The organism is Bradyrhizobium sp. 604_D8_N2_3 (assembly GCF_051810765.1).
Taxonomy (GTDB): domain Bacteria; phylum Pseudomonadota; class Alphaproteobacteria; order Rhizobiales; family Xanthobacteraceae; genus Bradyrhizobium; species Bradyrhizobium barranii.
This window is the reverse complement of sequence record NZ_JBPWPM010000001.1, coordinates 6046843-6060766: the sequence shown is the minus strand read 5'-3', so window position 1 is coordinate 6060766 and position 13924 is coordinate 6046843. Positions and strand designations below refer to the sequence as shown.

General features: G+C 64.5%; 13 protein-coding genes. 6 read left to right on the top strand and 7 right to left on the bottom strand.

What is annotated here, in order from left to right:
• The first annotated feature begins 5 nt into the window (after positions 1-5).
• The gene (locus AB7245_RS29165; protein WP_354131435.1) at positions 6-1232 is read left to right on the top strand and encodes a cyclic nucleotide-gated ion channel; all 1227 of its coding nucleotides are present in this window, start codon (positions 6-8) and stop codon (positions 1230-1232) included.
• Positions 1233-1236: 4 nt separating this feature from the next.
• On the opposite strand, the gene AB7245_RS29160 is transcribed toward AB7245_RS29165, so the two are convergent.
• Positions 1237-1740, bottom strand: coding sequence for a DUF3455 domain-containing protein (locus tag AB7245_RS29160; protein WP_354131436.1), 504 nt, complete (start codon positions 1738-1740; stop codon positions 1237-1239).
• Positions 1741-1838: 98 nt separating this feature from the next.
• Positions 1839-3050 carry an NADP-dependent isocitrate dehydrogenase gene (locus tag AB7245_RS29155; protein WP_231142293.1) on the bottom strand — a complete coding sequence of 404 codons (1212 nt, stop codon included), beginning with the start codon at positions 3048-3050 and terminating at the stop codon, positions 1839-1841.
• A 348-nt stretch (positions 3051-3398) separates the two neighbouring features.
• Here AB7245_RS29155 and AB7245_RS29150 point away from each other — a divergent pair, with 348 nt between their 5' ends.
• Both AB7245_RS29150 and AB7245_RS29145 read left to right on the top strand, forming a co-directional pair.
• Entirely contained in the window at positions 3399-4598 is a 1200-nt protein-coding gene (locus tag AB7245_RS29150) for a TrmJ/YjtD family RNA methyltransferase (protein WP_166342520.1), read from the top strand.
• A 140-nt stretch (positions 4599-4738) separates the two neighbouring features.
• The gene (locus AB7245_RS29145; protein WP_439035191.1) at positions 4739-5947 is read left to right on the top strand and encodes a tetratricopeptide repeat protein; all 1209 of its coding nucleotides are present in this window, start codon (positions 4739-4741) and stop codon (positions 5945-5947) included.
• A gap of 168 nt (positions 5948-6115) precedes the next feature.
• On the opposite strand, the gene AB7245_RS29140 is transcribed toward AB7245_RS29145, so the two are convergent.
• From AB7245_RS29140 to mddA, 4 genes are all read right to left on the bottom strand, one after another.
• A complete protein-coding gene (locus AB7245_RS29140) occupies positions 6116-7324 on the bottom strand; it encodes a GGDEF domain-containing protein (protein WP_085404286.1) in 1209 nt (402 codons plus the stop codon).
• 311 nt (positions 7325-7635) lie between these two features.
• The gene (locus AB7245_RS29135) at positions 7636-8385 is read right to left on the bottom strand and encodes a PaaI family thioesterase (RefSeq protein WP_166342518.1); all 750 of its coding nucleotides are present in this window, start codon (positions 8383-8385) and stop codon (positions 7636-7638) included.
• A gap of 33 nt (positions 8386-8418) precedes the next feature.
• Positions 8419-9396 carry an NADPH:quinone oxidoreductase family protein gene (locus AB7245_RS29130; RefSeq protein WP_439035190.1) on the bottom strand — a complete coding sequence of 326 codons (978 nt, stop codon included), beginning with the start codon at positions 9394-9396 and terminating at the stop codon, positions 8419-8421.
• The gene (mddA, locus tag AB7245_RS29125; RefSeq protein WP_439035189.1) at positions 9393-10142 is read right to left on the bottom strand and encodes a methanethiol S-methyltransferase; all 750 of its coding nucleotides are present in this window, start codon (positions 10140-10142) and stop codon (positions 9393-9395) included. The genes AB7245_RS29130 and mddA overlap by 4 nt, the downstream gene beginning before the upstream one ends.
• Before the next feature lie 148 nt (positions 10143-10290).
• Between mddA and AB7245_RS29120 the strand changes: the two genes are divergently transcribed.
• A complete protein-coding gene (locus AB7245_RS29120) occupies positions 10291-11859 on the top strand; it encodes an alpha/beta fold hydrolase (RefSeq protein WP_166342515.1) in 1569 nt (522 codons plus the stop codon).
• An 89-nt stretch (positions 11860-11948) separates the two neighbouring features.
• A complete protein-coding gene (gene cynS / locus AB7245_RS29115; protein WP_014494123.1) occupies positions 11949-12437 on the top strand; it encodes a cyanase in 489 nt (162 codons plus the stop codon).
• 66 nt (positions 12438-12503) lie between these two features.
• Here the strand turns inward: cynS and AB7245_RS29110 are convergent, their stop codons facing one another.
• Positions 12504-12827 (bottom strand): DUF1476 domain-containing protein, encoded by a 324-nt coding sequence (locus tag AB7245_RS29110; RefSeq protein WP_014494124.1) that lies wholly within the window; start codon positions 12825-12827, stop codon positions 12504-12506.
• A gap of 320 nt (positions 12828-13147) precedes the next feature.
• Here AB7245_RS29110 and purC point away from each other — a divergent pair, with 320 nt between their 5' ends.
• The gene (purC, locus tag AB7245_RS29105) at positions 13148-13915 is read left to right on the top strand and encodes a phosphoribosylaminoimidazolesuccinocarboxamide synthase (RefSeq protein WP_172782948.1); all 768 of its coding nucleotides are present in this window, start codon (positions 13148-13150) and stop codon (positions 13913-13915) included.
• Positions 13916-13924: the final 9 nt, after the last annotated feature.

Here is a 13924-nt window from a genome sequence, read left to right as displayed (position 1 = left end):
CGGCCATGCGCCTCGTTCCGCGAGGACGTGGCTCGGCCGATCCCAACCTAAGGGATCGCCTGTACGAATTGCTGGAGCACGATCCGCTCGCCTACTCGATCGGGTCGCGCTTCATCCAGGTGATCATCAGCGTCATCGTGCTCGACGTGGTCGCGATGATCCTCGCCTCGGTGCCGGAGCTCGACGCGCGGTTCGACACGCTGTTCAGCGCGGTCGCCGTCCTCGCCGTCATCGTGTTCGCGCTCGAATATCTGGCGCGGCTGTGGACCGTGGCGGGGCACACCCAGCGCAACGGCTCCGCGCTGTCCGACCGGCTCTCTTATGCCTTCTCCGCGCTCGGCATCATCGACCTCATGGCGTTCCTGCCGGCCGCGATCGTGCTGGCCACCGGCCGGCACGCGACGCTGGCTGGGCTCGGCGTGCTGCCGTTCTTCAAGCTGATCCGTTATTCGCCGGCGATGCGCTCGCTGCTCGCGGCCATCCATGCCGAGCGGCGTGCGCTGATCGGCTGCATCGTCATCCTGATCGGCGTGGTACTGACCTTCGCCTCGCTGCTCTACGCCATCGAGCGCGACGTGCAGCCCAGCAAGCTCGGCACCATTCCCGACGCGATGTGGTGGGCGATCGTGACGCTCGGCACCGTCGGCTATGGCGACGTCGTGCCGGTGACGCCGCTCGGCAAATTCGTCTCGGTGTTTGCGATCATCTCAGGTTTTGCCATGATCGCGCTGCCGGTCGCGATCATCTCGACCGCCTTTGCCGAGGAGGTGAGGCGGCGCGACTTCGTGGTGACCTGGGGCATGCTGGCGCGGGTGCCGCTGTTCTCGCATCTTTCGGCCGCGGAGATCGCCGACATCATGCGGTTGCTCCGCGCCCGCACCATCGAGCAGGGCGAAATATTGGTGCGCCGTGGCGATGCCGCCTCGTCGATGTATTTCATCACTGCGGGCGAGGTCGAGATCGCGCTGCCGAGCCAGCAGGTGCGGCTTGGCGACGGCACCTTCTTCGGCGAGATCGCGTTGCTGCACAAGACCAAACGCAGCGGCACGGTGACGGCGACGCGCAAGACGCGGCTGCTCGTGCTCGACGCCCAGGATTTTCACGCCCTGATCGAGCGCATGCCGACGCTCGCCGCCCACGTCCACCAGACCGCGAAGGCACGGCTCGAGGAGACCGGCGATCTTGCGGCGGCAGAATTGGCGCAGGCGGAGCGCGACGACACCGACCGCTAGGCGGTCAGCCCTTTTTCAGGAAGACGTACTCGGCCGAGTAGGGCGCGCTTTTGAACTCGCCGGCCTTGTCGCAAGAACCCTCGAGCTTGCCGCCGTGGGTGTTGATGCGCTGGACGGTGGTGACCGGCGTCAGGATGCCGCTGCCGCGGCGGGAGGCGACCTCCAGCTTCAGCCAGGGGATATCGGCGGCGGTTGCGCCCGGCGCGTTGCCGATGGCCTTGCCGGCCACGGCGCTGCCGTCGGCGAGTTCCCAGTTCGGGCCGGCATAGTGGCGGCCGACGGTCTTGCCCTCGGCGAGCAGCGTCGCCACCGGCTCGCGGAAGGCCCAGGCAAGCTTGCCGTCGGCGGCGGCCTTGCAGTCATAGACCTGCGCGCCTTCGGCATGGACGCTGAGCACGACGGTCTCGCCGGGGGCGGCGATGGCGTCGGGGAGCGGCTCCGCGGCGGCGGCCGGCCCGGCCAGGGCGGCCAGCAGCATCAGGCAGGGGACAGCAAGCTTGATCGACATGGTCGCATCTCCGCGCGAGGGGTCTCAAAAAATGGGCCGCGCCTCGGCGCGGCCCATAATGATGTCTAACCCCGATCAGACGAAAATAATGCGCGGGCTTACGCCAACGCTTTCGTGAGATTCTCGGCGACCTTGTCGAGGAAGCCGGTGGTCGAGAGCCAGCGCTGGTCGGCGCCGACCAGGAGCGCGAGGTCCTTGGTCATGTAGCCTTCCTCGACGGTGTCGACGCAGACCTTCTCCAGGGTGCTCGCGAACTTGGCGAGCTCGGCATTGTTGTCGAGCTTGGCGCGATGCGACAGGCCGCGGGTCCAGGCGAAAATCGACGCGATCGAGTTGGTCGAGGTCTCCTTGCCCTTCTGGTGCTCGCGGTAATGGCGGGTCACCGTGCCGTGGGCGGCTTCGGCTTCCACGGTCTTGCCGTCGGGGGTGAGCAGCACCGAGGTCATCAGGCCGAGCGAGCCGTAGCCCTGCGCGACCGTGTCGGACTGCACGTCGCCATCGTAGTTCTTGCACGCCCAGACATAGCCGCCGGACCACTTCAGGGCCGAAGCCACCATGTCGTCGATCAGGCGGTGCTCGTAGGTCAGGCCCTTGGCCTCGAATTCCTTTTTGAACTCGCGGTCGTAGATGTCCTGGAAGATGTCCTTGAAGCGGCCGTCATAGACCTTGAGGATGGTGTTCTTGGTCGAGAGGTAGACCGGGTAGTTGCGCAGCAGGCCGTAGTTCAGCGAGGCGCGGGCGAAGTCGATGATGGAGTCGTCGAGATTGTACATCTCCATGGCGACACCGGCGCCGGGCGCCTTGAACACTTCCTTCTCGATGACGGTGCCGTCCTCGCCGACGAACTTCATCGACAGCGTGCCCTTGCCCGGGAACTTGATGTCGGTGGCGCGGTACTGGTCGCCATAGGCGTGGCGGCCGATGATGATTGGCTTGGTCCAGCCGGGAACCAGGCGCGGCACGTTCTTGCAGATGATCGGCTCGCGGAAGATCACGCCGCCGAGGATGTTGCGGATGGTGCCGTTCGGCGACTTCCACATCTGCTTGAGGTTGAACTCCTTCACCCGGGCCTCGTCCGGGGTGATGGTGGCGCACTTGACGCCGACGCCGACCTTCTTGATGGCTTCGGCGGCGTCGATGGTGACCTGATCGTTGGTCTCGTCGCGGTACTCCATGCCCAGGTCGAAATACAGCAGCTCGACATCAAGGTACGGGTTGATCAGCTTGTCCTTGATGTACTGCCAGATGATCCGGGTCATCTCGTCGCCATCGAGTTCGACGACGGGGTTGGACACCTTGATTTTTGCCATGATCGGGGAAGCCTCTTGGGAACGGCGCTTTGGCGCGCCACGGGAATATCCGCCGCCTCTTAGCACCGGACTGCAGCGGGCGAAAGCCAAGGGATTATGCACTTTTAGCTCATCCAGCTTGCCCAGATGGGGGGCGGGGCGGGCCCTGCCGCGGGGGCGGGCCTCAGGCTTCAGAAGAGATTCAAAAGTCGAATCCAACCCGTTATTTCCCTTGAGAATTTCGTCAGGACAGGCAAACGACAGGCGAACGGGCAGCCGGCCCCAACGGATCGGGGCAGACCGGCTTTGAATCAATTCCTGAAGAGCGCCTTGCCAAGGCCTTGAGAACCAGTGTGAAAGCGAAGCGAGATGTCGGGGACTGACAAGAGCAAGGCGGGCCTTTCCCTCGACGGTCCCATCGTGATCCTGGTCGAGCCGCAGCTTGGCGAAAACATCGGCATGGCCGCGCGCGCCATGGGCAATTTTGCGCTCAGCCGATTGCGCATCGTCAATCCCCGCGACGGCTGGCCCAACATCGCCGCCCAGCGCGCCGCGGCCGGCGCCGACTACATTCTGGAAAAGGTCGAATTGTTCGACACGGTCGGCGAAGCGGTCGCCGATCTCGACCTGCTGTTCGCCACCACCGCGCGTCCCCATGACCAGGCCAAGCCGGTGGTGGGGCCCGAGGCAGCCGCGGCCGAGATCTCGGGTCACGTCGCGACCGGGGGCAAGGCCGGCATCCTGTTCGGCCGCGAGCGCTGGGGGCTGACCAACGAGGAGGTCGGGCTCTCGAATCGCATCATCACCTTCCCGGTCAATCCGGGCTTTGCCTCGCTCAACCTCGCCCAGGCCGTGCTGCTGGTCGGCTATGAATGGTTCAAGCGGGCAACGTCAGGCGAGCTGCCGCACAGCATGCCCGAGCGCTCCGAGCGCGCCTCGCAGCACCAGATGCAGGCCTTCTTCGACAACCTCATCCGCGAGCTCGACCGGGTCGAATTCCTCCGCCCGGCCGAGAAGCGCGACACCATGCTGGTCAACCTGCGCAACATCTTCAGCCGGATGGAGCCGACCAAGCAGGACATGCACACCCTGCACGGGGTGGTGATGGCGATCGCGGAAGGGCGCAAGGGCCCGGCCAAGGGCGGCGTGCTCGACGGCGAGCAGGCCACGCGCCTGCGCGCGCTGCTGGCCGAGCACGGCCAGGGCGGCGGTGTGCCCGACAGCGGCTCGACCGTGCGCGGGCTCGCCCGCCTGCTCCGCCGCAACCCGACCGACGCCGAGCGCCTGCTCTGGCAGGCCCTGACCCGCGACCGCCGCTTCGCAGGAGGGTTCAAGCGCCAGACTCCGGTCGGCCGGCACATTCCTGATTTCGTCTCGTTCCCGCACCGGATCGCGATCGAACTGGTCAACCCGGGCGAGGGCGAGACCATCGCGGCCGATCGTGCGGGCCGGCGGACGTGGCTGGAGGCGCGCGACTATCGCGTGCTGGAGATCCGGGCAGCGGACGTGGAGCGCGATCTCGAGGCGGAGCTGGTGCGGCTGCAGGGGATGATTGAGGGAATGACCTGACCTCGATCTGGCTGGGTTTTTGCAACCAAGAGCTGTGCAAGAGCCCTTCCGATTGCTATGACGAGCTGCTTGATATCATCGGGGGCTCCATGATCGGAAGGGTAGGCCGCGTGCTCTCGAGTACGGTAGCGACGTTGGCAATGATCGCGCTTGTTTCGCCTGCGGCCGCAAACTCTGCTGACGAACAGAAGTGCAGCGCCCAGACCAAAGTCTCGCCCGACGAACGAATTGCGGCCTGTACTTCGCTACTGCGGCTGGACGAGTACGATCGGCAGAACATTGCTCGGATTTATTTCAATCGAGGCAGTGCTAACAACATCAAGGGTGAGTACGAGCTCGCCATTGCAGACTACAGCGCTGCAATCGAAGCCGATCCGACGGCCGAACGCGCTTACTACTGCCGAGCCGTCGCGCATTATCATCTCGGAGATTTTGACCGCGCTCTCGCCGATCTCGACCGCACGATTCAACTGAACTCAAGGAATCGCATTGCCCACTACGCCCGAGGTCTCATCTATTCAAGGAAGGGAGACTATGACAGGGCGATTGGCGACTACACCCGGTCGGTGCAACTCACATCTCAGGATCAGGCGCTTCAAAAGAATCAAAATGAGCCAAATCGCAAGGGCGACGATCTTGCCGCTCCCGTCGGCGGAGACGCCGCCGCGAGCGAGCCGGAAGGAATTGATGGCCGTATATTTCTGGCGCGCGGCGCCACGTATTATGAAAAGGGGGACATCGATCACGCTATTGATGACTACGATCAAGCGCTTCGGATCAACGCGAGAGATAAGGACGCGTTTGATTACCGAGCCAGAGCTTACAACGCAAAGGGCGACTTCGCCCGCGCAATCGTCGACGCCGACCGGGCAATCCAATTGGACCCAGAAGATGCGTTGGCCCATCGGTCACGGGCGCTCGCTTACTTCCAGAGCGGCTCACTGACCAAAGCTCTCGCGGATTTCGATCGAGCAACGTCGCTCGATCCCAGGGATGTCTACGCAGCGTTGTGGCGAGAGATCGTAAGCATGCGCAGCGGAGCGCCGAGCCGGCTTGCGGCCGCGACGATGAAGCTCGATATGACTGCTTGGCCTGCTCCCATTGTCCGACTATTTCTTGGAGAAGTGACGGCAGAGGAGGTGTTGCGAGCAGCCAACGATCCGCTTCCTTCTAAGCGGTCTGGCCAAATATGTGAGGCGAACTTCTACTCCGCCGAGTTCGCCCTGCAACGCGGTGCGAAAGAGCAGGCGCGGCGGCTTTTCGGACTGGCGCTTGCCGATTGCCCGCCGACCTTCGTGGAGGCACAGGCGGTCGCGGCCGAGCTCAAGGCGCTCGGTGCGAGCCCCTAGCGACGTTTGGGCACTGTCCAGTCTAGTTTAGACGACAGCGTAGGGTGGGCAAAACGGAAGCGTGCCCACCATCAATCGACGTGCCGGGACAGCAGTGGTGGGCACGTCGCTACGCGCCTTTGTCCACCCTACGAGATCGCGCTTGTGGGGTGCGTCAGTCGTACTGCGTCAGGCGGCGCTTGCGACCGGGGCTTTCGGGCCGCTCTGCTGGAGGCGACGTAACGCGGCGAGGTTGGTCTCGACCGAGGCCAGGCAGCAACGCGATTTGCCGCCTGACTTCGCCTCGTAAAGTGCTGCATCGGCGACCGCGAGCAATTCCTCGACTTCGGCGCCATGATCCGGCGACATCGCAATGCCGACGCTGGCGCCGACACCGGCGCGCACCTCGCCGCCGAGCTCATAGGAGACGGCAACCTCGCTGATGAGGCGGTATCCCGCCTCCTGGGCCATTTCGGCCGTGACGCCGTCGACGAGCACGACGAACTCGTCGCCGCCCATCCGGGCGACCACCGCGCCGTCCGGCAGCGCCCGGCGCACGCGCCCGGCCACCGCTTTCAGCACCTCGTCGCCCGCCGCATGTCCGAACGTGTCGTTGACCGGTTTGAAGTCGTCGAGATCGAAGAACATCACAGCGAACCGTCGTTCGGCGTGGGCTCCAAGTCTGGCGCTGAGTGCCTCGACGAAGCCCGCGCGATTGAGCAGCCCCGTGAGTGCATCATGATGCGCGCGATGGCTGTTCTCGCGTTCGGCGCGCATGGTGGTGATCAGCATCCGATTGAGGCGGAAGGCGGCGGCCGTCATCGCGGCCAGATACATCGGCACCTGGAGGTAGACGATGTAGAACAGCGGCTCGCCGGCGAACGCAGCGCCGGGGATGATGGGACCGAGGCTCAGCAGGATCATGGTTCCGGCCAGCCGCGGCGCGCCGAAATTGCGGAAGCAGATGCCGCCAACCATCGCCGCCGCCGAGAGCGAGGCCAGCATGGCGACGACCCAGTCCCCGCTGGCCAGGCTGGCAACGACGCCAAATCCAACGCTAGCGCTCCAGGCGACCGCGAGCAGGAGATGAAGATCGGTCGGCGTCGGGCAGTGGGCACGGGCCCTGCGATGCGCGCTGACGAGCACGGCGAGGCGGGCCAGGCAGATCGCGATCTCCATGACCAGCCAGACAATGAATGGTGCAGTCTGCTTGCGGCCAGCGATCACGGCGGCGACGGCAATGGTGTTGACGGCGCCGGCAGCAAAAACCGGCAGCGATCCATAGAGCTGGACAATGAGCGCGGCGCGGATGTCGTCGGGAACACCTAGCCCCGGCTCGGCGAGCCAGCGTGTCAGGCGCCAGCGTGGCGCACTGTAGAGTCCCTCGTCCGATTGCATTGCAGAGCGTCCCCGTATTCCGGGCGCCAACAACGATGACCGCTCCTAACAGCCTTTTAAGACAGCCATCGATTGCCGGGCGTGCTTGACGCAAGGTAAACCGTCGCAAGCGCGGCCGCGGGCGTGCAGGAGAATGCGGATTGGTGCAGGCCGAAGGTGCGGCGACGGATGTGTTGCGTGATTAGAGGTAGGTAGGGCAAAGCGACTTGTCCGCCGTAGCTCGAAGAGCGGAGGCGGAAGCATGCCCACCATGTCGCTCAACGGAGCTGAGACAGAAGTGGTGGGCACGGCGCTGCGCGCCTTTGCCCACCCTACGAAGTACGCCCGAGCTGCACCTCGCGTTCCACCGCAATCCATGTCATACGGGCCACGGCCAGCAACTTCCCGGTTTCATCGTGGAGCGCGGCCTCGGCCGTACGCTTGCGGCCGTCGCGGCCGGTTGGCCAGGCTGTGATGATGCAGTGGTCGCCGGGGCGCGGCCGGGCTTCGATCCGTGCCGACATCCGGCCCAGCAGCAGTGGCGTCTTGTCGAAGGTCGCGCTCTGCTGATCGCAATTGCAGGCAAAGCCGGTGGGACAATCGAGCGCCGACCAGAGAAATTCTGGCGCAACCAGGCCGTCCTCCGCGGCCAGATTCGAGTCCGGCGTCCAACTCGCCGCGAGAACGGCGTTGTGACGTCCGAGCGGGCCGGCGAAGATGCGCAGGCCGTCGCCTTTCGCTCTTGCGGGACCGCAGACGAAACAGTTCGGCAGCGGATGCTCGTGCGGCTTGAACAGCGCCAGCAATTCGGCCGCGCGTGCTTCCTGCAAGCTGGCTGTCTCCACGCGCGCAAGCTCGACGCTCGTCGCGCGCCCGGTCGCGACGACTTTGGCGCCGTCGCGAAGCTCCCATGTGCCGTCGGCGGTCGCTGCCGCATCGAGGGATTTGTCCAGGGGAGGCGGGGCGCGCAGCGTCACCTCGGCGCCGCCGGAAATGTGGCGGGCCAGCCGGCCGCAGACATAGCCGCCATTCCCGGAGTTCGGAGGACCGCAAAAGCGCTTGTCGATGATGATCTCGGTCATCGGTTCTGTCCTCTCTTCCTCGTCGGGCGCAGTCTACCTGATCTTGAGGACAATTCGTCCCAGAACCGCGCGATTGGCGACGGCGCGCATGGCGTCGCCGGCCTCCTCCAAAGGGAGGACGCGATCGATGTGCGGGCGGATTTTTCCGTCGGCCAGCAATTGCATCAGTGTGTCATTCATGCGCGCGGCCTCCGCGGAGAATTTCTCCGCCCAGGCGCCGACAAAGACGCCGATGATGGCGTAATTTTTCAGGAGAGGCAGGTTCATCGGGATCTGTGGAATCTCGCCGCTGGTGAAGCCGATCGGCATCAGCCGTCCGCCCCATTTCATCAGCCGGGCCATCTGTTCGAAGATTGCGCCGCCGACGTTGTCGAGGCCGACATCGATGCCTTCTCCCGATGTGATCGACTTGATCCGGTCGCGCAGATCTTCGCTGCGATAGTTGACGACATCGCTGGCCCCGTAACGCCGCACCAGGGCGGCCTTGTCGTCGGAGCCGACACCGGCGACGACGCGCAGGCCGAGATGACGGCCGAGGTCGACGGCGGCAAGGCCAACCCCGCCGGCTGCGCCGGTGACGAACAGCGTTTCCCCGCGTTGCGCCCGTGCCCGCTCGAACAGCGCATAATAGGCCGTGCCGTAATTGTGCAGCACCGTCGCCCCGGCTTCGAACGCGACGCCATCAGGCAGCCGCACGCTCTTCGATTCCTTCGCAATCATCCGTTCGGCGTAGCCGCCGGTCCAGGCACTGCAGGCCACGCGATCGCCGGGTGCGAACATCGTGACCTTGTCGCCGACCGCGGCGACGACGCCGGAGGCTTCCGTGCCGGGCACGAAGGGCGTCGGCGGCCGCATCTGATAGAGGCCCGAGACCAGCAACTGGTCCATGAAGCTCACGGACGCCGCATGGACGTCGATGAGAATCTCGTCGCCGGCAGGCCGCGGCGTAGCGATCTCACCGAGGCGCAGATCCGCAGGGCCAGTGAACGAATTGCACAGAACCGCTTTCATCGGGGCGCTCCGAAAATGCGCGGCAACAGCATCGGAACGCGCCGGCGATAGTCCTGGTAGGTCGCGCCGAACTCGGCGATCAAATCCCGCTCCTCGAACTGCAGGGCGACCAGGATGTAGGCCGTGTTCGCAATCGCGAACAGCAGATGGCCGGCGGTCATCTCGGGCGTCGCCCAGAACGCGAGCAGAAAGCCGAGCATGAGCGGATGCCGCACGATCTTGTAGAGCAGCGGCGTCCGGAAGGATTGACCTGATATCTCGGCTCCGCGCAACGCGACGAGAGCCTGGCGCAGGCCGAACAGATCGGAATGATCGATCATGTAGGTCGATGCGAACGCGATCAGCCAGCCGAGCCAATGTACGCCGGTCAGGAGCCACGCCGTAATGCCGCTGGCCTGCCAAATCGGCGTCGGGATCGGACGCCACTGCCAGAACAGCAGCAGGAGGATCAGGCTGGAGAGCAGCACATAGGTGCTGCGCTGGCAGGCGATGGGAAGGCTTCCCGCCCACCATCGCTTGAATGCCGGGCGCGCCATGACGCCGTGCTGGATGGCAAACAGGCTCATCAGCAGCAGGTTGACGACGATGGCCTCACCCAAATTCGCAGGCGCGCCGACGTCGATCGACGTGTCGATTGACTTGGGCACGACATAATTGCCGACGAAACCGAGCGCGTAGAGGAATGAAGCCGTGAAGACGGCGTAGCTCACGATGGCGTAGAGCAGGATTGCGAGGCGCGCGAACATGGTTTTTCCTATTGTGCCGATGGCGGCGGTGCCGCATTCAGGAGCCTGAACCGCTCGCTGGCGAGCGGGCTCGATCTGGCTTGACTGCTATCGCTGGACCGTCCCCTGCGCGTCCCCCGGGGGCGCCGACCGGGGAGGGAGGATCTCCATGACGGCCTTTTCGCTTGTCACGTTCGGGTTCCCCGAGGTCCATGCCAACGACCGCCCGGTCAAGCTGGCCTTGCGCAAGGGGCTTGCGCTGCTGGTCTATCTCGCGGAAGCCAAAGGCCCCGTCGCGCGCGACGTCATTGCCACGCTGCTGTGGCCGGAGACTTCCCGCGAGACCGGCCTCGCGCGATTGCGGCGTCTGCTTCACCGCGTCGAGCTCACGCTCGGCCAGGCGGTTTTCGAGACCGACCGCACAAGCTTGCGTTGGTCTCCGGAGGTCGAGCTGAAGATCGACTCGCATCATTTCGAGCGCGCCTGCGATCGCGGCGACTTTGAAAAGGCCTGCCGGATTTATCGCGGCGACTTCCTGGCGGGCTTTTCTCCGGACGACTGTCCTGAGTTCGACGATTGGACGTTCTTTCGCCGCGAGGCGCTGCGGGGGCGGCTCGTGCAGGCGCTCGAGCGTCTGGTGCAGGACAGGAATGCCGCGGGCGATCATCTCGCCGCGACAGTGTATGCGGGCCGTCTGGTCGAGCTCGATCCGCTCAGCGAGGTGTATGGCCGGCATCTGATCCGCAGCCTGCTGCTCGCGGGAGACCGAAGCGCGGCGGAACGGCGTCACGCTGCACTGGCGCAGCGGCTGCGCGACGAGCTTGGCGTCGCGCCGGAAGCCGAGACCGAAGCGCTCATGAGCCGCGCGGCCGCGCCGCTGCGCGATGCTCTTCCAGCGACACGCTATGTGAAGGGCGCCGGCGTGCATCTGGCGTATCAGACCTATGGCAGTGGTCCGCTCGACATCCTGGTCATGCCCGGTTTCGTGTCGCATGTGGAACGCGCCTGGGAGCATCCGGCGAGCCGGACGTTCTTGGCCTCATTGATGAGGCTTGGGCGTCTCATCGTTTTCGATCGCCGCGGCATCGGCCTGTCCGACCGGGTCGGATCGGCCCCCGGCATCGACGTCACGGCGGAAGATATCGGCACCGTGCTGCGGGCGGCGGACTCGCGCCGCGTCGTGCTGTTTGGTGCATCCGAATGCGGGCCGGCCTGCATCAAATTTGCGGTCGAGGAATCCCGCCATGTGGCCGGGCTCATTCTGTTCGGCGCACTGGCCAAGGGCTGCTGGTCGGAGGACTATCCGCACGCGCTGCGCGCCAGCCAGTATGACGCCTGGAGCAAGCACCTGATTGCGCAATGGGGCGGCCCGGTCGGGATCGAAGCCTTCGCGCCGAGCCTTGCCAATGATCCGCAGGCGCGCGCCTGGTGGGCGGGGCTGTTGCGCGCGGCGTCCAGTCCCGGCGGCATCTCCGCCGTGCTCGAGGCCTTTCGCGACGCCGATGTGCGACACCTTCTGGCGCGGATTGCGGTGCCGACGCTGGTGCTGCATCGTCGGGACGACAAGGCCGTGCGGATCGCGGCCGGGCGCGACATCGCGAGCCGGATCACCGGTGCAGAATTCGTCGAGCTCGACGGCAATGATCATTGGTTCTTTGCCGGCGATCAGCAGCCGGTGCTCGAGGCGATCAAGCGGTTCACGGAGGCTTTACCGCGTGAGGGGAGGTCGAGGCGGTGACGTCTCAAGCCTCATTTATTGGCACGTTTCGTGCCTCCCAAAGCGGCACAAACGACGTGACACGATGCCTGGCCAAGGGAGACCCTGACATGAAACGCGAAGACCTCACCGAAAAGCTGCTCGACATCAAGCGCGAGAACGGCTGGAGCTGGAAACACATCTGCGACAAGGTCGGCGGCTATTCCGAGGTGCTGATCGTCGGTGCGATTCTCGGCCAGATGAAGCTGACGAAACCGCAGGCCGCCAATGCCGGCGAGCTGTTCGGCCTGTCGAAGGCCGAGACCGCGATGCTCAACGAGGTGCCGATGCGCGGCACCGGCACGCCGATGCCGCCGACCGATCCCCTGATCTATCGCTTCTACGAGATGGTGATGGTCAACGGTCCGGCGTGGAAGGCGCTGATCGAGGAGGAGTTCGGCGACGGCATCATGTCGGCGATCGACTTCGACATGGCAATGGAGCGCGTTGCCAACCCGAAGGGCGACCGCGTCAAGATCACCATGAGCGGCAAGTTTCTGCCGTACAAATATTACGGCGCCAGCGGCAATGTGCCGGAATACGGCTTCAAGGAGGGGTGAGGGACGCGAATGGCGAATCGCGAGTAGCGAATGGGGTTCATTCGCTACTCGCCGCTCCCTATTCACCTATTTGCCCGCCTTCACCTCGGCCGCGGCCACGGCGATCAATTCGCTCATCTTGGCCCGAATCGCCTGTTCGGTGATGGCGACATTCTTGGCGGCGAAATCGGCCATGACCTTGCGCAGGACGTCGGCATCGCCGGCCTCCTCGAAATCGGCCGCGACCACTTCCTTGGCGTAGGCGGTGGCGGCCTCGCCGGTGATTCCGAGCTTCTCGGCGGCCCAAAGGCCGAGCAGCCGGTTGCGGCGGGCTTCCGCCTTGAATTTCTGCTCCTCGTCGAGGGCGAACTTCTTCTCGAAGCCTTCCTCGCGCTTGTCCAAACTGCTCATGCCTTTTTCCAATTCCCTGCTGACTGGATCCGGTGGCCATCGTTGCGACGGCCCCGGCGCATGCCTAGATAGGGGGCACGAATCGGCAAAACAACGAGCCGTTAAGCCGCAGGCAAGACGGTATAAGTTGATGCCGGGCGGCCGGATCGATTGTGCTGGGACAGCCAATCGGATAGGTTGCCTGAAGGTTTGGTTCCCGTTCTGTTTCCAAGGGGTTATAGACGGGTTCCCAGCCGTTCACGGCAGCTCCGCTGTGGGTCGTAACCTGGTAACCGGAGCACACCAAATACATGGATTTCAACAAAACACGGTACATCCCCATGAGCCGTCGGCGTCGTATTTATGAAGGCAAGGCAAAGGTTCTTTACGAAGGCCCGGAGCCCGGTACCCTGATCCAGCACTTCAAGGATGACGCCACCGCGTTCAATGCGAAAAAGCATCAGGTGATCGAGGGCAAGGGTGTCCTCAACAACCGGATCTCGGAGTACCTGTTTCAGCACCTCAACGACATCGGGGTGCCGACCCATTTCATCCGCCGCCTCAACATGCGCGAGCAGTTGATTCGCGAGGTCGAGATCGTGCCGCTGGAAGTGGTGGTGCGGAACGTTGCCGCCGGCTCGCTGTCGCAGCGCCTCGGCATCGAGGAGGGCACGCAGCTGCCCCGTTCGATCATCGAATTCTACTACAAGAACGACCAGCTCAACGACCCCATGGTGTCGGAAGAGCACATCACCGCGTTCGGCTGGGCCACCCCGCAGGAGATCGACGACATCATGGCGCTCGCCATCCGTGTCAACGACTTCCTCACCGGCCTCTTCCTCGGCATCGGCATCCGCCTCGTCGACTTCAAGATGGAGTGCGGCCGGCTGTTCGAGAACGAGATGATGCGGATCATCGTCGCCGACGAGATCTCGCCGGACAGCTGCCGTCTGTGGGACATCAAGTCGAACGAGAAGCTCGACAAGGATCGCTTCCGCAGGGATCTCGGCGGCCTGCTCGAGGCCTACACCGAAGTCGCAAAACGCCTCGGCATCCTCATGGAGAATGAGCGTCCGCAGGGCACTGGCCCGGTGCTGGTGAAGAGCTAAGAGGGATTT